General features: G+C 72.1%; 19 protein-coding genes. 5 read left to right on the top strand and 14 right to left on the bottom strand.

Annotated features, from left to right (window positions below; genetic code table 11):
* The 5 genes from gvpJ to ACF09J_RS31865 all read right to left on the bottom strand — a co-directional run.
* Window positions 1–140: gas vesicle protein GvpJ (gene gvpJ, locus ACF09J_RS31885; protein WP_392308943.1), on the bottom strand; the 140-nt coding region annotated here is incomplete at its 3' end.
* A 130-nt stretch (window positions 141–270) separates the two neighbouring features.
* The gene (locus ACF09J_RS31880; protein ID WP_392308938.1) at window positions 271–600 is read right to left on the bottom strand and encodes a gas vesicle protein; all 330 of its coding nucleotides are present in this window, start codon (window positions 598–600) and stop codon (window positions 271–273) included.
* 137 nt (window positions 601–737) lie between these two features.
* A complete protein-coding gene (locus tag ACF09J_RS31875) occupies window positions 738–2,585 on the bottom strand; it encodes a transketolase (RefSeq protein ID WP_392308937.1) in 1,848 nt (615 codons plus the stop codon).
* The gene (locus tag ACF09J_RS31870; protein ID WP_392308936.1) at window positions 2,582–4,018 is read right to left on the bottom strand and encodes an NAD(P)/FAD-dependent oxidoreductase; all 1,437 of its coding nucleotides are present in this window, start codon (window positions 4,016–4,018) and stop codon (window positions 2,582–2,584) included. The genes ACF09J_RS31875 and ACF09J_RS31870 overlap by 4 nt, the downstream gene beginning before the upstream one ends.
* An 842-nt stretch (window positions 4,019–4,860) precedes the next feature.
* Window positions 4,861–5,400, bottom strand: coding sequence for a phage holin family protein (locus tag ACF09J_RS31865; RefSeq protein ID WP_392308935.1), 540 nt, complete (start codon window positions 5,398–5,400; stop codon window positions 4,861–4,863).
* Window positions 5,401–5,526: 126 nt separating this feature from the next.
* Here ACF09J_RS31865 and ACF09J_RS31860 point away from each other — a divergent pair, with 126 nt between their 5' ends.
* Together ACF09J_RS31860 and ACF09J_RS31855 are read left to right on the top strand one after the other, a co-directional pair.
* On the top strand, window positions 5,527–5,874 hold the full coding sequence (locus tag ACF09J_RS31860; RefSeq protein ID WP_392308934.1) for a VOC family protein: 348 nt from the start codon (window positions 5,527–5,529) through the stop codon (window positions 5,872–5,874).
* Window positions 5,875–5,980: 106 nt separating this feature from the next.
* Window positions 5,981–6,328, top strand: a complete 348-nt coding sequence (locus tag ACF09J_RS31855; RefSeq protein ID WP_392308933.1) for a DUF6204 family protein — start codon at window positions 5,981–5,983, stop codon at window positions 6,326–6,328.
* On the opposite strand, the gene ACF09J_RS31850 is transcribed toward ACF09J_RS31855, so the two are convergent.
* The 5 genes from ACF09J_RS31850 to ACF09J_RS31830 are packed head-to-tail and all read right to left on the bottom strand — an operon-like array spanning window position 6,306 to window position 11,912.
* Window positions 6,306–6,851: a GNAT family N-acetyltransferase gene (locus ACF09J_RS31850; protein WP_392308932.1), complete on the bottom strand. Its 546-nt coding sequence runs from the start codon at window positions 6,849–6,851 to the stop codon at window positions 6,306–6,308. The two genes, ACF09J_RS31855 and ACF09J_RS31850, sit on opposite strands and share 23 nt — an antisense overlap.
* A 41-nt stretch (window positions 6,852–6,892) precedes the next feature.
* A complete protein-coding gene (locus ACF09J_RS31845; protein ID WP_392308931.1) occupies window positions 6,893–7,816 on the bottom strand; it encodes an LD-carboxypeptidase in 924 nt (307 codons plus the stop codon).
* Window positions 7,813–9,777, bottom strand: a complete 1,965-nt coding sequence (locus ACF09J_RS31840; RefSeq protein WP_392308930.1) for a prolyl oligopeptidase family serine peptidase — start codon at window positions 9,775–9,777, stop codon at window positions 7,813–7,815. Before ACF09J_RS31840 ends, ACF09J_RS31845 begins: the two co-directional genes overlap by 4 nt.
* A 4-nt stretch (window positions 9,778–9,781) precedes the next feature.
* Complete coding sequence (locus ACF09J_RS31835; RefSeq protein WP_392308929.1) at window positions 9,782–11,086, bottom strand: M20/M25/M40 family metallo-hydrolase; 1,305 nt, start codon at window positions 11,084–11,086, stop codon at window positions 9,782–9,784.
* Window positions 11,079–11,912 carry a M55 family metallopeptidase gene (locus ACF09J_RS31830; protein ID WP_392308928.1) on the bottom strand — a complete coding sequence of 278 codons (834 nt, stop codon included), beginning with the start codon at window positions 11,910–11,912 and terminating at the stop codon, window positions 11,079–11,081. The genes ACF09J_RS31835 and ACF09J_RS31830 overlap by 8 nt, the downstream gene beginning before the upstream one ends.
* Window positions 11,913–12,296: 384 nt before the next feature.
* On the opposite strand from ACF09J_RS31830, the gene ACF09J_RS31825 reads away from it, so the two are divergent.
* A complete protein-coding gene (locus ACF09J_RS31825) occupies window positions 12,297–12,626 on the top strand; it encodes a hypothetical protein (protein ID WP_392308927.1) in 330 nt (109 codons plus the stop codon).
* Between the two features lie 22 nt (window positions 12,627–12,648).
* On the opposite strand, the gene ACF09J_RS31820 is transcribed toward ACF09J_RS31825, so the two are convergent.
* Together ACF09J_RS31820 and ACF09J_RS31815 are read right to left on the bottom strand one after the other, a co-directional pair.
* Complete coding sequence (locus ACF09J_RS31820) at window positions 12,649–13,149, bottom strand: GNAT family N-acetyltransferase (RefSeq protein ID WP_392308926.1); 501 nt, start codon at window positions 13,147–13,149, stop codon at window positions 12,649–12,651.
* A gap of 988 nt (window positions 13,150–14,137) precedes the next feature.
* Window positions 14,138–15,022: a LysR substrate-binding domain-containing protein gene (locus tag ACF09J_RS31815; RefSeq protein WP_392308925.1), complete on the bottom strand. Its 885-nt coding sequence runs from the start codon at window positions 15,020–15,022 to the stop codon at window positions 14,138–14,140.
* 137 nt (window positions 15,023–15,159) lie between these two features.
* Between ACF09J_RS31815 and ACF09J_RS31810 the strand changes: the two genes are divergently transcribed.
* Window positions 15,160–15,861, top strand: a complete 702-nt coding sequence (locus ACF09J_RS31810; RefSeq protein ID WP_392308924.1) for a DUF1772 domain-containing protein — start codon at window positions 15,160–15,162, stop codon at window positions 15,859–15,861.
* 37 nt (window positions 15,862–15,898) lie between these two features.
* A complete protein-coding gene (locus ACF09J_RS31805; protein WP_392308923.1) occupies window positions 15,899–16,141 on the top strand; it encodes a hypothetical protein in 243 nt (80 codons plus the stop codon).
* 191 nt (window positions 16,142–16,332) lie between these two features.
* Here the strand turns inward: ACF09J_RS31805 and ACF09J_RS31800 are convergent, their stop codons facing one another.
* Together ACF09J_RS31800 and ACF09J_RS31795 are read right to left on the bottom strand one after the other, a co-directional pair.
* Window positions 16,333–17,466, bottom strand: a complete 1,134-nt coding sequence (locus tag ACF09J_RS31800; RefSeq protein WP_392308922.1) for a glycosyltransferase — start codon at window positions 17,464–17,466, stop codon at window positions 16,333–16,335.
* The gene (locus ACF09J_RS31795; RefSeq protein ID WP_392308921.1) at window positions 17,463–20,345 is read right to left on the bottom strand and encodes a CDP-glycerol glycerophosphotransferase family protein; all 2,883 of its coding nucleotides are present in this window, start codon (window positions 20,343–20,345) and stop codon (window positions 17,463–17,465) included. The genes ACF09J_RS31800 and ACF09J_RS31795 overlap by 4 nt, the downstream gene beginning before the upstream one ends.
* Window positions 20,346–20,409 lie beyond the last annotated feature (64 nt).

Raw genomic sequence — 20,409 nt, 5'->3', positions numbered from 1 at the left:
TTCAGAATCTCGATACCGACCAGCGAGACCCGCACGAACGCGTCGATCACCAGCCCCCTGTCGAGAACAAGCTCCAGGACGTCGTACAGGCCGCTACTGCCGCCTCCGCCACCGGACGTCTGTGCCGGGACAACGGTCATGCCAACCGCGCTCCTCGTCTGTTGTCTGCGTATGAAGGTCTGTTCTCCGTGTGGAGGTCTGTCCGCTGTGGAGAGTCCGTCTGCCCGGGGTTTCGGACGCCGGGCGTCAGGGCGCGGGTCGGGGCCGACCTCAGTGGCCTCCGCCGGACCGGCGGGCGTCGGCGCGTCCGCGTTCGTAGCGCTGCAGACGCCGGTAGCCGGTGAGCTGCCCCTCCGGGTCGAGTTCCACCTGGTAGCTCGCCATCAGGCTCATGGTGTCCGGCACCCGGGCCAGTTCCAGGACCTCGATCTCCAGCGACCAGCCGTCCTCCGTCTGCTCGAAGGTCGTCACCGACTCGGGGGTCAGACCCGTCAGCTCGGCGAACTGGGCCCGCGCCTCCCGCAGCACCTCCATCGGCCGCGGCCGGGACACCGGCTCTTCCGAGTCCTGCGACTGAGCGGCGTTGTCTTTCTTCACCATGGCCACCTCTTCTCCTTCGGGTGGCCGCAACCTCCACGACCAAACCTGCGCGAGCGCGGACGTCTTTCACACACGGGGGCGGGATCCGCGGGTACCGCGCCCGGTGCGCACCGTGCATGGTTCGTCACTCCCGTCACTCATCGCACGACCGCCTCCTCCACCAGCAGCCGCGCGGCGGCCGCGATCGACTCGGCGTCGATGCCCATGGCGTGGAGCTGCTCGGCGGGTGAGGCCGAACCCGGCATCTCCCGGACGGCGAGCCGCACCAGGCGCGGCACCGGGCGTCCGTCGGTGAAGGCGTCGAGCACGGCGTCGCCGAGGCCGCCCTCCGGGTGGTGGTCCTCCACGGTGAGCAGGCAGCCGGTGTCCTCGGCGGCCTTCCGGAGCGTCTCCTGGTCGACGGGCTTGACGGAGTACAGGTCGATCACCCGGACCGCGATGCCGTCCCGGCCGAGGGTGTCCGCGGCGGCGAGCGCCTCGTGCAGGGTGACGCCCGCGGCGACGACGGTGAGCCGGTCCTGAGCGGAGGAGCGCAGCACCTTGCTGCCGCCCACGGGGAACTCCTCCTCGGGCCCGTAGAGCACCGGTCCGGCCCCGCGCGAGGTGCGCAGATAGCGGACGCCGTCCAGGTCGGCCATCCGTGCGACGAGCTCGGCGGTCTGGTTGGCGTCGCAGGGGTAGAGCACGGTCGAGCCGTGGACGGCGCGCATCATCGCCAGGTCCTCCAGGCCCATCTGGCTGGGCCCGTCCTGGCCGATCGCCGTGCCCGCGTGGGAGCCGTTGAGGTTGATGCCGGAGCCGCTGACGGCGGCCATCCGCACGAAGTCGTGCGCGCGGGTCAGGAAGGCCGCGAACGTCGAGGCGTACGGCACCCAGCCACGGCGGGCCATCCCGACGGCGGCGGCGACCATCTGCTGTTCGGCGATGTAGCACTCGAAGTAGCGCTCGGGATGCTCCTTGGCGAAGAACTCCGCGCGGGTGGAGTCGCCGACCTCGCCGTCGAGGGCCACGACGTCGCCGCGGGCGGTGCCGAGCGCGGCGAGCGCCTGGCCGTAGGCGTCGCGGGTGGCGACCTCCGCGCCCTTGTCCCAGCGGGGCAGTTCGAGGTTGCCGTCACCCACGGCGTGCAGTGAGCGGGCCGAGCGCGGCTCGTGCACGCTGACGTGGATGTCCCGGACGCCGCCGAGCTCCTCGATCGCCTCGTCGGCGTCCTTCAGAGGTTTGCCGTGCAGGCCCTCCCGGTCCTCGGCGTCCTTGACGCCCTTGCCCTTGAGGGTGCGGGCGATGATCGCGGTGGGCTGCCCCTTCGTGGAGATCGCCTCGCCGAGGGCGCGGTCGACGGCGTCCACGTCGTGGCCCTCGATCTCGATGGTGTGCCAGTCGAAGGCGCGGAAGCGGCGGGCGTAGGCGTCCAGGTCGTGGCCGTGCCGGGTGGGGCCGCGCTGGCCGAGCCGGTTGACGTCGAGGATCACGGTCAGGTTGTCCAGGTGCTCGTACCCGGCGTGCTCGGCGGCTTCCCAGATGGAGCCCTCGGCCAGCTCGCTGTCCCCGCACAGCACCCACACGCGGTAGTCGGCGTGGTCGAGGCGCTTGCCGCTGAGCGCGATCCCGACGCCGATGGGCAGGCCCTGGCCGAGGGATCCGGTGGCGGTCTCCACCCACGGCAGCCGTTGCGGGGTGGGGTGCCCCTCCAGGCGGCTGCCCAGCTTGCGGAAGGTGAGCAGTTCCTCGTCGTCGATGGCGCCCGCCGCCTTGTACGCGGAGTACAGCAGCGGGGAGGCGTGGCCCTTGGACAGGACGAAGCGGTCGTTGCCGGGGTGCTCGGGGTGGTCGAAGTCGTAGCGGAGGTGGTTCGCGAGCAGGACCGCCATGATGTCGGCGGCGGACATGGAGGACGTGGGGTGCCCGGAGCCCGCCGCGGCGGCGGCGCGCACGCTGTCGACGCGCAGTTGCTGGCCGAGTTCGACGAGTTCGTCGGTGTTCATGAGTCTCCTTCCGCGGGTATGTCGTCTCGCTTGACCGGGCCGGGGGCGGGGTGGCTTTCCGTGGCCCCCTCGCCGGGAAGGCCGCTCGCGGGCTCACCGGCGGCCTGCGGCCTCGCCCGCTGCTCGGGCCCGGCCGGTACCCGGGCCAGCTCGGGGGAGGCCGTGTCCAGGGGCACGGACCAGGACCGTACGAGGCCCAACTGCACGGACTGGCGCGGCAGTACGGCGTCCAGCAGCCAGTCCGCGGCCACCCGGACCCGGTTGCCGGGCATCGCCGCGAGGTGGTAGGCGCGGGTGACCGCGGCGGCCGCCGGCCCGGACAGCGGGACGCCGAGCGGGTCGGCGGCGGCCTGCGCACCGCCCAGGTCCACGACGAAGCCCAGGTCGCGGTGGCGGTAGGGGCGGGCCTCGCCGACGCCGAGGGAGGCGGCGACGTTGACCGCGACGGCCCTGCCCTGCCGCCAGGCGTGCTGGGCGGTCATCGGGGTGTACCGGCCGGAGTTGTCCAGGTCGGGCACGGCGGCCGCGTCCCCGCACGCGAACACCTCCGGCCGCCCCGGCACCTGGAGGAAGGGGTCGACGACGAGCCGCCCCTTCTCCAGCGGCTGGCCGGTGCTCTCCACGAGCGGGTCGGGCCGTACGCCGACGCACCACACGAGCGTGCGGCTGGGCACGAACTCGCCGTCCGTCAGCAGCACCCCGTCGTGCGTGGCCTCCTTCACGGAGGTGCCCATGCGCACGTCGACGCCGCGCCGCCGCAGCACGCGGTCGGCGGTGGCAGAGAGCCGTTCGTCCAGCTCGGGCAGTACACGGGGCGCGATGTCCAGCAGCAGCCAGCGCGGCCGCATGTCCTGCCGGGGCGGATGCCGGCGCACCAGCGAGTCGGTGAACATCTTGCCGTGCGCGGCGACCTCGGTGCCGGTGTAGCCGGCGCCCACGACGACGAACGTGCAGCGGGCCGCGCAGGCCCCGGGGTCGTCCGCACTGCTCGCCAGTTCGATCTGGCGGGTCACGTGGTCCCGCAGGTACAGGGCCTCGGGCAGGCCCCGGAAGCCGTGGGCGTGCTCGGCGACGCCGGGGATCGGCAGCAGCTTGTTGACGCTGCCGACGGCGAGCACCAGCCGGTCGTAGGCCAGGGTGCCCTCGCCGCCCTCGGGGTCGGTGTAGTGCACGGTGCGGGCGTCCAGGTCGATGCCGTCGGCCTCGCCGAGGACCAGCCGTACGTGGGACAGCGAGCCGGCGAGGGAGACGGCGGTCCGGCGCGGCTCCAGGAGGCCCGCGGCGACCTGGGGCAGCAGGGGCAGGTACAGGAAGTAGTCGGTCGGGTTGAGCAGGGTGATGTCGGCCTTGCCACGGGACATCCTCGACAGGGTCCGGGCCGTGCGGTAGCCGGCGAAGCCGGCACCGACGATCACGATGCGGGGTCGACTCACGTTTCGCCTCCGGCGCGGTCGCGTACCTGGTACGGGAGCTTCCGCGTCCCCCTGGCCACGCCCCCCAAACTTCCGCCCACGGCGGCTAGGACGACGCACGAACGCCCGCCGACCCGCGCTGAGGGGCACACGAACAGCGCCCGCCGACCCGGCCTGCGGGGCACACAAGCGCCCGCCGAGCCGGGCTGCGACGGGCGCGGACAGGCACCCGCCGACCGGGTCCCTTTGAGGGGCGCGGACAGGCGCCCGCCGACCACGACCGTTACGGCGGACGCGGACACACTCCCGCCAACCAGAACCGTTGCCGCGGACGCGGACACACTCCCACCGACCACGACCGTTACGGCGGACGCGGACACACTCCCGCCAACCAGAACCGTTACGGGACGCAAGCGGACGCCCGCCGCCGGGTGGCGAACGGGCGCCCCCGTGCGCGCCGTCCCGCGCCCCCGGGCGCGGCGAACGTGCCGGGATCCCGGGCTGTCTCCGGGGCCCCGGTCAGCCTCGCGACCGGGCACCGGTGCCAGTCGTCCCGCGCTCCACCCACGGCGAACGCGACGGGGTACCACGCTGTCTGCCGCAACCCGGAGTCGGTCTCGCGAGCAGGCACACGTGCCAGTCAACCCGCGCTCCGCCCACGCGGGAACGCGACAGGGTGCCAGGCTGTCTGCCGCAACCCGGGGCAGTCTCACGACCAGGCACCGATGCCAGCCATCGCGCGCTCCACCCACCGGGCAACCCGACAGGATGTCCGGCTGTCTGCCACGGCCCGGGTCAGTCTCACGACCGGGCACCGATGCCTCCCATACCGCGCTCCACCCACGGGGCAACCCGACTGGATGTCAGGCCCGGTGCTGCGGGCCCGGGTCGGTGTCCCCCGGGTGTTCCGGACGGGGTGTCCCGGCCGGAGGCGCGGGCGGCACCGGTGGCACGGGCGGCGTGGGCGGGTAGGCGGCGCCGGCCGCCTCGCCGGCCGGACCCGTCGCCCGCCCGGCCGCGCCCGTCGCCGTGCCGGTGCCGGGTGTCGGCCGGGCGCCGGCGTCAGGTCCGGACGCGAGGTCCGCGCCGGGACCCGGTGCGGGTCGTGACGCCGACGGCCGGGCGGCCTCGCGCAGCGCGTAGGCCGCCGCGCCGAGGATCGCCGCGGTGACCAGCGCGGCGGCCCAGCCGGGCAGGCCGATGGCCAGGGCCAGCCCCACGGCGAGCGCGACAGCCGCGCCCGCGTACAGGGCGACGGCGCCGGACGCCGCGTACAGCGCGGCGGTGCGACGCTGCCTGCGGGTCTGCTCGCGCAGTTCGTCGCGCACCGTCTCGCGCGCCACCTGCGCCAGTTCGTCGACCAGTTGCTTGTCCAAGTGCTCCAGGTGATCCAAGCCCTTCATGGCCCGCGGGTACCCGCACAAGCGTGCGTATAACGCCGCCCGGGGATGTGGCGGAGAGGGTGGGCCCCGCGGGCGATCCAGTGAAAGGATCACCTCCCGGCCGCCCCCCCAACTACGCTCGTGCGCATGGAGATTTTGGGAACCAGCCTGCGCGTCTGCGTCAACGATCTGGACACCGCCGTCCCCTTCTACGAAGGCCTCTCGGGCGCCAGAGCTCTCCGTTTCGAACAAGGCGGCGTCCAGGTCGCCGCGGTCGGCTGCTTCCTGCTGATGAGCGGCCCCGAGCCGCAGCTGGAGGTGCTGCGCAAGGTGACCGCGACGATAGCCGTGGAGGACGTCGACGAGGCCCACCGCGTGCTGACGGGACTCGGCGCGCACATCGTCGCCGGGCCGGTCCCCACCCCGGCGGGCCGCAACCTGATCGCCCTGCACCCGGACGGCACCGTGTACGAGTACATGGACCGCCGGGGCTGAGCGGGCCGCGCTGCGATATTCCGTGGTCGGCGCGTCGCGGGCGCCGTAGAGTCGGCCGGTCGGCCCCTGTGGGCCATGGCCGGGCACGGAGGAGTACGGAGATCCGATGAGCGAGCAGCACACCTACCGGGTGATCGTCCGGGGCACCTGGGACGCGCTGACCGACGCGGCACGGGAACGGCTGCGCGCGGAGGCGGACGAGCACGGCATGCTCAGCATGCAGTTCACCGAGGAGGGCTCACTGTCGTACGAGCCGTCCCCGCTGAAGCACTTCTCGATGCGCTACGTCGTGGTCGGCGACGCCGACGACGGCGAGGAGATGGCGGCCGCGATCGCGGAGGACCGCGCGGAGACCGCTCTGCGCGGCCTCGGGTACGGCTTTCGCGACCTGCGGTCGACCGTGACGGACCTCGACACCATGAAGGTCAACGTCAAGCGCGCATCTCGGCGGTGAGCGCCCACCGCTCGTGATCGCGCCAGGCCCCGTCGATGAACAGCATGTCCGGCGAGAAGCCCTCCAGACGGAAGCCGCAGGCGCGGGCCAGGGCGATCGAGGCGGTATTGAGCGGCTGCACGTTGATCTCCAGCCGGTGCAGCCGCATCGGGCCGAAGGCGTACCCGATGACGAGGTCGAGGCCCTCGCGCATCAGTCCGCGCCCGGCGGCGTGCGCGAAGGCGCCGTAGCCGAGCGCGCCGGACCGGAAGGCGCCGTGCACGACGTTGTTGATGTTCACGAACCCGGCGAGCGCGCCGGTGTCCTTCTCGCAGACCAGGAAACCTGCTCTCGCCGGGTCCTCGGCCAGCCGCCGGGCGTAGCCGGCGTAGGCCTCGGCCGTGGCCGGCGGGAAGAGCCACGGGCGGTGCAGGTCCTCGCTCTCCCGGACGCGGGCGGTGAACTCGGGGCCGTCCTCCTGGGTGAAGGGGCGGATGCCCACGCGGGGCCCTTCGGCCAGGAGTCGAGCTGCGGTGTGCGGCATGCCGTCACCCTACGCGCGGCCGGCCCCCGGCCGCCGCACGGTCAGCGCAGCGCGGGTTCGTCGAGGGTCAGCGTGCCCGCGTCGGCGTCGAGTTCGGCCGCGACGCCGAAGGGGACCGTCACCGCGCCCTCGCAGTGCCCGAAGCCGAAGTCCTCGGCGACGGGCACCCCGAGCCCGCCGAGCCGGTCGGCGAGCAGGGCCCGCACCCGGTCCGGCGTCTCGCAGTCCTCCCAGGAGCCGAGCAGCACCCCGCGCACCCCGTCGAGCCACCCGGCGCGCAGCAACTGGGTGAGGTAGCGGTCCAGGCGGTAGACCTCCTCGCCCACGTCCTCCAGGCACAGCAGCCCCCCGGCCGCGCCGGAACGCGCGTGCGGCGTGCCGAGGTCGGCGGCGAGCAGGGCCAGGCAGCCGCCGAGGGTGACGCCCCGGGCCCGCCCGGAAACCAGCGCCGGGCCGCCGGAGGCGATCGTGCGGACGGTCTCGGGCGTGAACAGGGTCGCCCGCAGATGCCGCTGCGCCCGGTCGTTCTTGACGAAGTCGGCACCGGCGGCCATCGGCCCGTGCAGCGTGACCAGGCCCAGGCGGGCGGCGAACGCCTCGTGCAGCGCGGTGATGTCGCTGAAGCCCACGAACACCTTCGGACCGGCCGCCCGCATGGCCTCCCAGTCCAGCAGGTCGACCATGCGCTGCACGCCGTAGCCGCCGCGGGCGCACAGCACCGCGTCCACCGACGGATCGCACCAGGCGCCCTGGAGATCGGCGGCGCGGTCGCGGTCGGTGCCCGCCAGATAGTCGAACGTGCCGTGCCGTGCCGTCACGTGCGGCGCCACCACGGGATCCAGGTCCCAGCCGCGCAGCACGTCCAGGCCCGCCTGCAACCGCTCCTCGGGCACGGGCCCGCTGGGCGCGACGACGGCCACGCGGGCGCCGGGGGCGAGCCGGGTGGGGCGGACGAGTTCCTTCACGTGCCGAGCTCCAGGGTCGGGATGCCGGCCGGGTCCAGGCCGAAGACCTGAGCGTACAGCGACAGCTCCGCCTCCAGGGCCCGCACCAGGGTGTCGGCCCGGCGGAAGCCGTGCCCCTCGCCCTCGAACGCGAGGTACGCGTGCGGCACTCCCCGGCCGGCCATCCGGGCGAGGAACCGCTCGCACTGGACCGGCGGGCAGATCACGTCGTCCAGGCCCTGGAGCAGCAGGAAGGGCGCCGTGATCCGGTCGGCGTGCTCGGCGGGCGAGCGCTCGGCGTACCGGCCGGGCACCTCGGCGAGCGGCCCGACCAGGGATTCCAGGTACTGCGACTCGAAGTCGTGGGTCTCCCCCGTGCTCCAGCTGGTCAGGTCGAGGATCGGGTAGCTGATCGTGCCGCAGGCGTACACGTCGGTCGTGGTCAGGGAGGCCGCCGTGGTCCAGCCGCCCGCGCTGCCGCCCCGGATCGCCAGCCGGGCGCGGTCGGCGGTGCCCTCGTCGGCGAGGGCGAGCGCGACGGCCGCGCAGTCCTCGACGTCGACGACGCCCCACTGCTCGCGCAGCCGGTTGCGGTACTCGCGTCCGTGCCCGGTGGATCCGCCGTAGTTGACCTCGGCGACCCCTATGCCCCGCGAGGTGAAGTAGGCGATCTCCAGGTCGAGCACGAGGGGCGTGCGGCTGGTGGGTCCGCCGTGCACCCACACGACGTACGGCGGCAGCTCGCCGGCGGGCGCCACGCACTCCGGGTGGTGCGGCGGATAGATGTGCGCGTGCACCTCCCGGCCGTCCGGCCCGGTGAAGGTGCGCATCTGCGGTTCGGGGTAGTAGGCGGGGTCGACCGGGTCGTCGTGGGCGGCGCCGATCACCCGTGCCCGGCCCGTCCGGGTGTCCAGCTCGACGACCTCGTAGGCGCTGCGGGGGCCGGCGGCCACCGCGACGACCCGGTCGCCGTGCACCACCGGCGCCGCGTCGAACTCCGTCCAGGGGCCCGCCGCGTCGACGACCTCGCCCGTCTCCGGGTCGAGCACGCCGAGGGCGGTGGTGCCGCGGCCGTGCACGACCGCGATCAGACCGCAGTCCAGCGGCGCGAACCAGCTCTGGCCCAGCCGCCACAGCGGGCCGGCGAACTCCTCCTCGCGGACGCACAGGGGCTCACCGTCGCGGTAGAGGTTCCACCAGCCGCTGCGGTCGCTCGCGTACAGCAGGGAGCCGTCGGCGGCCCAGTCCGCCTGGGCGATGGACTCCTCGGGGCCGCCGGCCACCGTCCGGGGCGCGCCGAGCGAGCCGTCGGCGCCCACCTGAGCCACCAGCAACTCCGTGCCGTCCCACGGCATCCGCGGGTGGTCCCAGGCCAGCCAGGCCGCCTGCCGCCCGTCGGGCGAGAGCCGGGCGCCGGTGACGAACCGGTGCCGGTCGTCGGTGAGTTCGCGCACCGCGGCCCGGTCCCCTGCGGCCGAGCCGTCCAGCGGCACGGCGGCCAGGACCCGCCGTACCTCGGTGGGCGCCTGACCGGTGAACTCCTCCAGTACGCACCACACCTCGCCGTGTTCCAGGCGCAGCCGGGGTTCGACCCAGCGCAGTCCGCCGCCCACCGCGGAGAGCGGGGTGAGCGGGCGGGGCTCGCCGCCGGGCTCGTACCGGTACAGGCGCTGGTCGGAGAAGTTCACGAACACCACCAGCGGTACGCCGTCCACGACGGCTCCCGCCCAGGGCCGGCCGCCGTACTCGATGACACGGCTGCGCACGTTCCACGGAGCGGGCAGCACCGTGGACTGCGAGCCGTCGGCGTGCCGCCGTACCAGTGCCCGGCGGCCGCCCTCGGCGGGCCGCGGCTCGGTCCACCACACCTCGTCGCCGACGAATCCGGGGAACTCCGGCCTGCCGTCGTGCGCGGCCGCGAGGGCCGCGTCGATGGGCGAGGGCCAGGATCCGCAGGGCAGGGTGCGCACGTTTTCCCCCATCGGCTCAGGCGGTCCGCAGGAAGCGGTCCAGGACGCGGACGCCGAAGTGCAGCGCGTCGACGGGGACGCGCTCGTCGACTCCGTGGAACAGGGCGTTGTAGTCGAAGCCCTCGGGCAGCTTCAGCGGCGAGAACCCGTACCCGGTGATGCCCAGCCGGGAGAACTGCTTGGCGTCGGTGCCGCCGGGCATGCAGAACGGCACGACATGGCCCTCGGGCGCGAACTCCTCGACGGCGGCCCGCATCGCCGCGAAGGTGGGCGAGTCGACCGGCGACTGGAGCGCCACCTCGCGGTGCTGGAACTCCCAGTCCACGTCCGGGCCGGTCAGTTCGTCGAGGGTGGCGCGGAACTCCTCCTCGCCGCCGGGCAGATACCGTCCGTCGACGTGGGCGACGGCCTCCCCCGGGATCACGTTGATCTTGTAACCGGCTTCCAGCATGGTGGGGTTTGCGCTGTTGCGCAGGGTCGCCTCGACCAGCCGGGCCGCCGGGCCCAGCTTGTCCACCAGCGCGTCCACGTCCCGCAGGTCGGCCTCGATGCCGTACAGGGCGGCGAGTTCGGTGAGGGCCGCGCGCACGGTCGGGGTGAGCCGTACGGGCCATTCGTGGGCGCCGATCCGGGCGATCGCCGCGGCAAGCCGGGTCACCGCGTTCTCCCGGTTGACCCGGGAGCCGTGGCCCGCCCGCCCGCGGGCGGACAGCCGCAGCCAGGCGGTGCCGCGCTCACCGGCGGCGATCGGGTAGATCTGCCGTCCGGCGCCGTCGTGGAAGGTGTACGCCCCGGACTCGCTGACGCCCTCGGTGCAGCCCTCGAACAGTTCCGGGTGCCGGTCGGCGAGGAAGCCGGAGCCGTCCTCGGCGCTCGCCTCCTCGTCGGCCGTGAAGGCGATCACCAGGTCCCGCCGCGGCCGCAGCCCCTGCCGGGCCCAGGCGCGCGCCACGGCGAGGATCATGGCGTCCATGTTCTTCATGTCGACCGCGCCCCGGCCCCACACGACCCCGTCGCGGACCTCGCCGGAGAACGGGTGCACGCTCCAGTCCTCGGCGCGCGCCGGCACCACGTCCAGATGACCGTGCACGAGCAGCGCGTCCGCCGACGGGTCGCTGCCCTCGATCCGGGCCACGACGTTGGTCCGGCCCGGGGTGCGCTCCAGGAGCACCGGCTCCAGGCCCGCCCCGGCGAGCCGCTCGGCCGCGTACTCGGCCGCCGGGCGCTCCCGGCAGTCGCCGCCGCCCCGGTTGGTGGTGTCGATGCGGATCAGGTCGGACGTGAAGCCGACGACCTCGTCCAGCGCCTGCGCGTCAGCCATACTGCTCCTCGATCGCGGACGAGGCGATCGTGGTGACCGCCTTGAAGGTGCGGATCGCCTCGTACATGGTCGCGCTGGTGTAGGCGACCTTGCGCTCCCCGGCCCGGCCCACTCCCGGCACGACGGTGCAGGCCATGGCGAGGTGCTCGGCGTCGAACTCGACCGCGACGGTGAACGGGCCCGCGCCGGCCGGTTCATGACGGGTCGCCAGCCCGGCCGCCTGCTTGGCGGCCGCGCGGATGTCGGCGGCGGTGCGGGACGGCGTACGGCACACGGCCGCGTACCGCGACACATGGTCCTTCACGGCGACCTTCAGCGCCTCCGGCGCGTATCCGAGGGCGTCCTCGCAGGCCACGTCGTCCCCGGTGACCAGCACCACCGGTACCCCGTACTCGGCGACCACATGGGCGTTGAGCAGCCCCTCGCTGGCCCGTACGTCGTTCAGCCACACCCCGGTGATGGAGTTGGCGAGATAGGTGTGGGCGAGGACGCCCTCCATGCCGGCGCCCGCGTGGTAGCCGACGAAGGCGATCCCGTCCACGTCGCCGTGCTGCACGCCCTCCACCATGGACAGCGACTTGTGCCGTCCGGTGAGCATCTGCGCCCGCTCGTCCAGCCGTTCGAGCAGCAGGTTGCGCATGCTCCAGTGCGCCTCGTTCACGAGGACCTCGTCGGCGCCCCCGTCGAAGAAGCCGCGCACGGCCGCGTCGACGTCCGAGGTGAACATCGCACGGCACCGCTCCCACTGCGGCGTCCCCGGCAGCACGTCGGCCGGCCAGGTGACACCGGTGGCGCCCTCCATGTCGGCGCTGATGAGGATCTTCATGCGGAAGACGCTACATGCCGCCGAATGTGCTGGCCAGGGGCCACACAACAGCCATAGGTTTATACCGCTGACATCAGTTGTCGACATCAGTTCCGTGAGCTCCGAGCAGGGCACCGACCCTGTCCAGTGCGTCGCGTTGAGCCTGCAGTGCAGCGTGAGTGCAGACCGACATGGTGGTGTCCCGAATGGCTCTGAGGCCCAACTTGGTACAGAGCCGCCGGCCCGCAAAATCCACCTGCTCACGGACCGGAACGGGCTGCCCCTGTCCCTGGGCGTCTCCGGCGCATCCGTCACCGCATCGCGCGCAAGGGCATCGAGTCCTCCACACGGCTGGGCCGCACCACCGCTGGGGCACAGCATCCGCTGTGAAGAACGTGGCCGAAGATGAGTCGCGTGAACGGATTCCTTGAGCATGACGACGTTGTCGCCCGCCTGTGGCAGGAACATGCACGCGCGGCCTTCCCGACTGGCCTGCGCGGCGTCGAGTTGGCAGGTGTGGACATGGTCCTGCTTGACGCGGACATTGCCGGGTGCGTGTCCACCTGGCGAACCAACGGTGGTGTTCTCGACATAGAGCGTCAGAAGGTTCTGCGCAACTGCATCGCAGACGTCGACCAGGTCATGCCTCTACTCAACGATGCAGAGCACATCTGCTACTACCGGCGCCTGCGTCAGCTGGCTCAACTCGTGTCGGATACCGGACCTCAACCCTGACATGGCTTGGCGTTTCCTCAGCTCAGCGAGCCATGGACACTGGGAACCCTTGCTCCTTGCTCAGCAAGATCCCGCGTGGTCCGTAACCGGACGCAGAGTAGAAGCCGACGGCGTCCTCGTTTGGAGCGAAGATGCCGGCGTAGATGATCGAGATACTGCGGTCTGTGGCAGATCGCTCCGCTGCTGCGACCAAAGTTGACCCCACGCCGCAGCCACGATGTCCGTCCAAGACCACGGTGTGGATCTCGGCCGCGCGACGGGGCACCAGGATCTGGTGTTCCGGGGGCTCTGCCAGCAGGACCAGCTCTGCCATTCCCACCACCTCGCCCGCCACCTCTGCGACCGAGATCAGTATCTTGGATCCGTCAGCGAGTACCTCCTCGAAGTGCTTCCGCACCGCTTCGGCATCGGGAACCCGATAGATGTTGGGTGCGAGCTGGATGTGCCGTTCGGCATTGGCCAAGCGCAGACCGACAAGAGCGGGCACGTCCCTGCTTTTAGCGGGCCGGACCGAGATCGACATGCGCTGGAGCCTCCCACTGGATCGATCCAGTAGCAAGGCATACCCACCAACTCACGTAACGCGTCTGATGCTTCAACGTATCCAGACGTTCGTCGATGAGATACACGTGACCCCGGACGTCGCCGGCCAGGGAAACGCCATCTACGGTCCACGGAACCGCGCATGATCTGTTGCTCCGCCACCCTGCCAACAGGCATCGCCGATTCGGAGATGAATCCCTCGTAGCGAGCGCCGTCTTCACTCCGCCCACCAAGCACACGATCAAGAGCGCATGATGCGGGCCCATGCCCCGGCAGTTCAGAGCATCAGCGTCACCGCCACGACTCACTGAAGTGCCCCGTGCCAGCGCCCTGACTGACCCAGCAACCACCACCGGCCCGATCGCCCCGATGGCTTCGAAGAGAAGCATCGTCCCCACGACGCTGCCGTCTCTACTCTCCGTGTTCGCCCATCCTGACGACGAATCCCTGCTCGTTCGCGGGGTCCTCGCCGAACACACCGCAAGCGGAGCACGCACACCAGTCGTGACCACCACCTGGGCACCAGACAGCCAGTGCACACCGGAACTCGCCGCCGCGCTGTCCGTCGTCGGCACAGACCCTCCCCGTTCCGTCACGATTGCAACTGCCGGCACTCACACTCCGTCCGATCTGGCCCGAGGCGTCACCGGCTCTACGGCCGGGTGGTGGCTCAGCACCGATGCGCTCCGTCTCGCCGCAGGGCACCCTGGTCGCATGGTGGTCCACCCGGCGCGGCGATGCGAGCACCGCACCGCGGGTTCGAGGCGGGGGCAGTGGACTGCCGACGCCGAAGCCTGTGGTGATCGTCGCCGACGTGCTCCGGTTTCTGCGACGGCGCTTCACGGCGCTCACGGCGAGTCATCCAGCTGCCCGGCGGCCTTGTCGAGGTCCAAGTGCTCGACGACGAAGCCCTCCGCGGGAAGGGGCCGACGAGCACGCGGGGCCCGTGCTGCCCTGACCCGGTCGGGTCACAGGGCCAGCGGGCCGAGGTCTGCGGCCACAGAAGCCAGCGTGCGGATAGCGTCGGACTCGGCGTCGCTGCGCCAGCAGAACGCCCAGCGGCTGAGCGGTGCGTCACGGATGGGGACGTACGCGATGTCGGGGCGGGAGTAGTAGCGCAGGCCGTGTGCGAAGGCAGGGCACACCGCCTCGCCGGTGGCGACGACGGTGAGCAGCTGCGTGCCGTCCACGACGGCCGGGCCGACGGGGACGGGGCGGCCGCTCGGCGTGTGGGTGGGGATCAGGGCCTCACGCCAGTACGCGGGGGCTGCGCCGGTGACGACGGGCTCGTCGGCCAGGTCCTCGTACCGGACCGAGTCGCGGGCGGCCAGCCGGTGGGTGGCGGAGACGACGAGCACGACGGGCTCGGTGCAGACGACCGGCCCGACCGTCAGATCAGGTTCCTCGATGGGGAGCCAGACGAGCAGGACATCGACGGTACCGGCGCGCAGGCGGGCGAAGGGGTCGTCGTAGGTCACGGCCCGGATCTGCACCGTGCAGCCCGGCCGCCGGGCCGCGAACTCGGTGAGGACCGGGCGCAGGTCGCCGGTGTTGCTGGAGATCATCCCCAGTCGCAGCACGTCGGACTTGCTCCGCGCGGTCAGTGTGGCGCGCTCCAGGCCCTGGTGCAGGCCGCGGTACGCCGGCAGCAGATCGTCGTAGAGTTGCTGTCCGAGCGGGGTCAGGCGGACGTGGTGGCTGGTCCGCTCGAAGAGGGCCCCGCCGATGCCGCGCTCCTGCTTCTTGATCGCCTGACTGACCCGGGCCGGGGTCACGTACAGCCGTTCGGCCGTGCGGCCGAAGTGCAGTTCCTGCGCCAGTGTCAGGAAGATCTCGATGTCCCGGATCTCCATGGCCTCTCCCCCGTCGGCGTTAACCCGCAGCTTAACGCGCCTGCTCCAAACGGGCATTGCCGGGCGTAAGCGGCCGGACGGAAGGTGGAGCAGCCCACGCCGGGGCGTCTCACGGCCGATCGTACGAAGGACTCAGCATGCGACACCTGCAGACGGGCACGCTGCTCATCACCACCCTCTTCACCGGGCTCATGGCCGGGCTCTTCGCGGCTTTCGCCTACTCGGTGATGCCCGGCCTCGGCCGGTCCTCCGACCACACCTTCGTCGAAGCGATGCAGGGCATCAACAAAGCGATCATCAACCCGGCTTTCATGCTTCCCTTCATGGGTACGATCCCACTGCTCGGGCTGGCCGTGGCCCTCGCGTGGCGCGGCCAGAGTCGCCCGGCGCTGCCGTGGCTGATCGCCGCGTTGGTGCTGTACCTCATGGCCTTCATGGTCACCAGCGGCGTCAACGTCCCCCTCAACGACAAGCTCGCCCAGGCCGGCGACCCCGCCCACATCCGCCATCTCGCGAGGTGGCGGAGCGACTTCGAGGGCAGCTGGGTCGCCTGGAACGTCGTACGGGCGCTCCTGCACACCGCCGCCTTCGGCTGCCTGACATGGGCACTGGTCCTGCACGGGACGCACCGCACGCACGAAAGCGCGGGCAGCGGCGCCTCCCTGCGTACGTCTCCATCGCTGGATGCCCGGAGCGCGTCCTGGGCCACGGCGCCGCGCATGGGCATCAGCAGCAGTCAGGCAACGATGGCAGCGGTCACGGCTGAGGGGCCGGGGATGTCGTCGGGCGAGGCGTCCATCATCGGCACCGGGGATCAATCGAACCGCGGTTGGCACTGAGATTGATCATGATCCGGCTGTAGCAGCCTGAAGGGCGTTGACGCGGTTCTCGTACTCGCGGCGGGCCTTGCGCTGCGCCGGGATCACCGGCGTGCCCTGGCTGCCCGTCGAGGGGCCGGCAGCGGGCGAGGAACTGGCGGTGGACTGCGGGCGCAGCGCTGACGCGCAGTGTGTAGCCCTGGCCGCGTCGTACGGTCACGCCCTGGTCGAGCGCGGCCCGTTCGGCGGGCTCCAGGCCGGCGGCGCGGAGGAAGTCGGCGACCTTGCCCGGGATGTCTAGGGTGACCGGCAGTTCCGGGGCCGGGGCGTCCTGGTCGGCGACGGTGTGCTCGGGCATGAGGTCGGCGACGGCGGTACGGATGGCACCGCGGTGAAAGTCGGCGGGCCGGCGAACCGGCGGACGCGTCCCGCCCGCCCCGCGCGCCCGGGCACCGAGGGGTGCCGGGGCGCGGGCGGCGGGCGGTCCGGCTCTCAGCGTTCCAGGAAGGCGAAGAGGTCTTCCCAGCGCCCGGTGATGACGTCCGGGTCGAAGCGCCGGACGCTGCGCAGCGCCTCGTCGCCCATCGTGTCGCGCACCTCCTCGTCGGACATCAACCGGACGAGATGGCGGGCGAGTTCGGAGGTGTTGCCGGGGCGGGCCAGCAGACCGTCCCGCTCGTGGGTGACGATCTCGCGGACGCCGGGCGCGCAGTCGAACGCCACGCACGGCACTCCGGTCGCCATGGCCTCCAGCAGGACCAGCGGGAAGCCCTCGCCGCGGGAGGACTGGACGAAGACGGAGGAGGCACGCAGCGCGCCGGGCACGTCGTCGGTCTGCCCGGCGAAGTCCACCGAGTCCTCCAGCCCGAGCTCCGCGCACTGCCGCCGGAGCAGCGCCTCGGACTCTCCCCTGCCGTGGATGCGCAGGGTCCAGCCGGGCTGCTTCGGCGCGGCCTCGGCCCAGGCCTCCAGGAGCAGGTCGACGCCCTTCTCGTGGGACAGCCGGCCGATGCTCACCACGACCTTCTCGGTGCGCGGCGACGGTGAGCCGGGCGCGATGGGAAGCGGGTTCGGCATGAAGCCGACGTTGTTCATGCCCTCGGCCACCCAGCGGTCGGCGTCCTCCTGGGTGAGCGCCAGCAGGCGGTCGACGTCCTTGTAGTACCGCTTCACCCGCCCGAACCGCGACGACTTGCGGGCCGTCTCGAAGGACTCGTGGGTCATGCCGATCACCTGGTGCCCCGCGGTGTCCGCGAGCGCCACCCACTCCATCGCCCACACCTGGCCGACGATGATCACCGCGCCGGGCCGGGCGGCGCGGAACAGGCCCGAGAGCCGGCTCGCCGCGGTGTGCATGTGGGTGTCGTGGCGGCGGACGGCGGGGTCGGCGCGGCCGAGCAGGCGGCGTGCCCGGGGGCGGCCCGGGGGCCGGCGGGCGTACAGCGTCACGGTGCGGAACGGGGGCTCCTCGCCGAGGTCCATCGGGTGGTTGGCCGGCGCGATGCCGACGACGGTGACCCGGTGGCCGCGGCCGGCCAGCAGTCCGGCCAGCTGGGCCTGCCAGCGGCCCACGCCGCCGAGTTCGTCGACCTCGTTGGCCACGAAGAAGATGTCGCGCTGGGTCATCGGGTCTCTCCCGCGGGGCCGAAGAAGCGGTCCACGATCTGCGCCGCGGCGTCCCCGCGGTCGTACTCGCCGTACTTGTCGACGAACTCCTTCAGCCGGGCCTCGTACGTCGACTGCACGGTGTTCAGGTCGCCGATGACGGAGAACAGTTCGTCCGCGGTGCGCGGGACGGGGCCCGGCGCCTCGGCGAGCAGGTCGAAGTAGGTGCCGCGGGTGTCCTCGGCGTACTCCTCCCAGTCGTGGGCGTAGAACACGATGGGGCGGCGGAGCAGCGCGTAGTCGAACATCACCGAGGAGTAGTCGGTGATCAGGCAGTCGGCGAGCAGCAGCAGCGGGGTGATGTCCGGTTCGGCGCTGACGTTGATGACGCGTCCGGCGACCGACGGCGGCAGGGTGAGCCGGTTCAGGTAGTGCGCGCGGACGAGGAGGGTGTGGTCGTCGCCGAAGCGGGCGGCGAAGTCCTCGACGTCGAAGGGGAACTCGAAGTCCCGTACGCGGCCGTCGGGATGTGCGCGGAACGTCGGCGCGTACAGCAGCACGCGCCGGTCCGGGTCGAGGCCGAGCCGCTTGGCCAGCCGCTGTGCGTCGGCGGGCAGCGGCGCCCCCTCGCGGACCCGCACCAGGGCGTCGTTGCGCGGGTAGCCGGTGCGCAGCAGCTTCTCCTCGGGGATGCGGTAGGCGCGGGCGAGGGTGCGCACGTCGTGCTCGCCGCGGACCACGAAGTGGTCGAAGCGGTCCAGTGCCTGCTGGTAGGAGCGCTGCTCCGGCTCGGCCATCATCCGGTAGGTGGGCTCGTCGAAGCCCATCCGCTTCAGTGCCGAGCCGTGCCAGGTCTGGATGTACGTCGTCTCCGGGCGTTTGGCCAGCCGCAGCGGGTAGCCCTGGTTGTCGATCCAGAACTCCGCCTGGGCCAGCGCCTTGAGGTAGCGCCAGGACCAGCGGCGCACCAGCTCCGCGTCCTTCGGGAAGCCGGTGGGGCGCTCACCGGCGTACGACCAGATCGGGGTGATCGGCACCTTGCGGCGGCGCAGTTCCTCGAAGATGGCGCGCGGGCTGTCGCTGTACTGCTTGCCGAGGTGGCTCTCGAAGACGACGGTGCCCTTGCGGACGGGCAGCCTGCGCAGCATCCGGTCGTAGACCTGGAGCTTGCGGGCGCCGGAGTTCAGGTCGCGGCGCACGGCCCGCAGTGTGCGGTAGGCGCGCTTGGCGGCCCGCGCGGGGCGCCCGTGCAGATTGCGCTCCACGGCGGCGCGGCCGGTGCGGGCGAGCCGGCCCTCCTGGGTGAGCCGGAAGGCCAGGTGGCCCTTGGCGGACACCTGCGCCTCCAGCCGGTCGGCCATGAGCCGGGTCAGGCGGGGCCGGACGGGCAGCGACCCGGCGTGTTCGAGGTCGACGGCGCCGACGGTGAGCCGGCTGGTGGTGCGCTTGCCTCCGGCGGTGAGGTGCAGCCGGACGTCCCAGACGTCGTCGACGATGCCGAGCGGTCGGAGCCGCCGGGCCAGCGGCACCTCGGCCCGCCAGGCGATGGCGTCGCCCTCGTGGCGCGGGGCGGGCACCGGGAAGCGGAAGGTCTGGAGACTGCGGCGGCGGGCCCGGAACTCCAGCTCGGCGCTGAGCTCGACGCCGGGGTCGATGGTGCGCAACGGGTTGACGATCTCGCCGGCGAGCACCACGTCACCGCCGCGGACCGCGTACTCGGTGAGCCGGTTGCGCAGGGCCATCCGGTTCAGCGGGCGGGCGTGGTAGCCGAGGGTGGTGACGTCGAGGACCGAGCGCATCTCGGGGTCGTCGAGGTAGCGGTCGGTCCAGTAGATCCGGCCGCTCCGCTCGGCCAGCGGCGCGGAGATCTTGTGCCGGTTGATGAGTGTGTCGATGGCCGGCATCAGGTCGGTCCAGTCCTCGCGCAGCAGCAGTTGGGCGCAGATGGCGTGGACGCGGTCGAGCTCGGCGTAGGCTGCCTCGGGGAAGCCCTGGACGTAGCCGCGGGCCAGTTCGGCGAAGCGGTGGCGGTAGTCGTCGTCGAGGAAGGGGAGTTCCCGCAGGTACAGCACGAGGTCGTGCTTGAGGAACTTGATGTCCTTGCGCAGCTTCAGCTCGTCCTGGCCGTGGCGGTCCAGGATGGCGTCGATACGGCGGTGGATCTCGACCCGGTCGGCGAAGTTGCTGATCTCTCCGCGCCGGTTGCTGATCGACTTGACGGCGGTCTTCTGGACGACGTTCCAGTGGTAGACCGTGTTGGGGATGAGGGTGATCCGCTGCGCGGCCAGGTAGGCCTGGGCGGAGAACAGCAGGTCCTCGTAGTGGATGCCCCGGGGGAAGGCGAGGTCGTTGTCGATCAGGAACTCGCGCCGGTAGCACTTGTTGGTCGACAGGGTGTCGAAGACGAACAGGTCCGGCAGCTCGGCGACGGAGTCCAGCGTGCGGGTGCTGCGGTACAGCCAGGGGTACCAGAGCACCCGCTTGTCGTGGCGGCTGTCGGTGTGAACCCGGACACAGAGGCCGGAGACGAGGTCGGCGCCGGTGCGGTCGGCCGCCTCGATCATGTTGCGGCAGGCGTTCCGCTCCAGGGTGTCGTCGCTGTCCAGGAACATGACGTACCGGCCGCGGGCCACCTTGACGCCCTGGTTGCGGGGCTCTCCGCAGCCGCCGCTGTTCTCCGGGAGCCGGATCGCCCGCACCCGGTCGGGGTGGGCCGCGGCGAGCGCCTGCGCGACCTCGTGGGAGCCGTCCGTCGAGCAGTCGTCGGCGATGATCACCTCGACATTGCGCAGTGTTTGCTCGAGAACGGAACCAACGGCTGTCGGAAGTCGCTCTTCGTCGTTGTAGACGATGACGACGACACTGACGTCCGGCTCGGGCGCGACGATCGACACGGCCACCTCTCGTCTCTGTTCGGTCCGTGGGGGGTGGGCGTAACCCTACAGCGTGTAGGGATCGCCCCGG

The organism is Streptomyces sp. NPDC014889, assembly GCF_043081205.1.
GTDB lineage: Bacteria > Actinomycetota > Actinomycetes > Streptomycetales > Streptomycetaceae > Streptomyces.
The sequence above is the reverse complement of the archived record's forward strand: the minus strand, read 5'-3'. Positions and strand labels throughout refer to the sequence as shown.

Coding starts and splice junctions, on each gene's coding strand:
- ACF09J_RS31880 (WP_392308938.1), bottom strand. CDS start 600: ATGGTGAAGAAAGACAACGCCGCTCAGTCGCAGGACTCGGAAGAGCCG.
- ACF09J_RS31875 (WP_392308937.1), bottom strand. CDS start 2,585: ATGAACACCGACGAACTCGTCGAACTCGGCCAGCAACTGCGCGTCGAC.
- ACF09J_RS31865 (WP_392308935.1), bottom strand. CDS start 5,400: ATGAAGGGCTTGGATCACCTGGAGCACTTGGACAAGCAACTGGTCGAC.
- ACF09J_RS31860 (WP_392308934.1), top strand. CDS start 5,527: ATGGAGATTTTGGGAACCAGCCTGCGCGTCTGCGTCAACGATCTGGAC.
- ACF09J_RS31855 (WP_392308933.1), top strand. CDS start 5,981: ATGAGCGAGCAGCACACCTACCGGGTGATCGTCCGGGGCACCTGGGAC.
- ACF09J_RS31850 (WP_392308932.1), bottom strand. CDS start 6,851: ATGCCGCACACCGCAGCTCGACTCCTGGCCGAAGGGCCCCGCGTGGGC.
- ACF09J_RS31840 (WP_392308930.1), bottom strand. CDS start 9,777: ATGGGGGAAAACGTGCGCACCCTGCCCTGCGGATCCTGGCCCTCGCCC.
- ACF09J_RS31835 (WP_392308929.1), bottom strand. CDS start 11,086: ATGGCTGACGCGCAGGCGCTGGACGAGGTCGTCGGCTTCACGTCCGAC.
- ACF09J_RS31830 (WP_392308928.1), bottom strand. CDS start 11,912: ATGAAGATCCTCATCAGCGCCGACATGGAGGGCGCCACCGGTGTCACC.
- ACF09J_RS31825 (WP_392308927.1), top strand. CDS start 12,297: ATGAGTCGCGTGAACGGATTCCTTGAGCATGACGACGTTGTCGCCCGC.
- ACF09J_RS31820 (WP_392308926.1), bottom strand. CDS start 13,149: ATGTCGATCTCGGTCCGGCCCGCTAAAAGCAGGGACGTGCCCGCTCTT.
- ACF09J_RS31815 (WP_392308925.1), bottom strand. CDS start 15,022: ATGGAGATCCGGGACATCGAGATCTTCCTGACACTGGCGCAGGAACTG.
- ACF09J_RS31810 (WP_392308924.1), top strand. CDS start 15,160: ATGCGACACCTGCAGACGGGCACGCTGCTCATCACCACCCTCTTCACC.
- ACF09J_RS31800 (WP_392308922.1), bottom strand. CDS start 17,466: ATGACCCAGCGCGACATCTTCTTCGTGGCCAACGAGGTCGACGAACTC.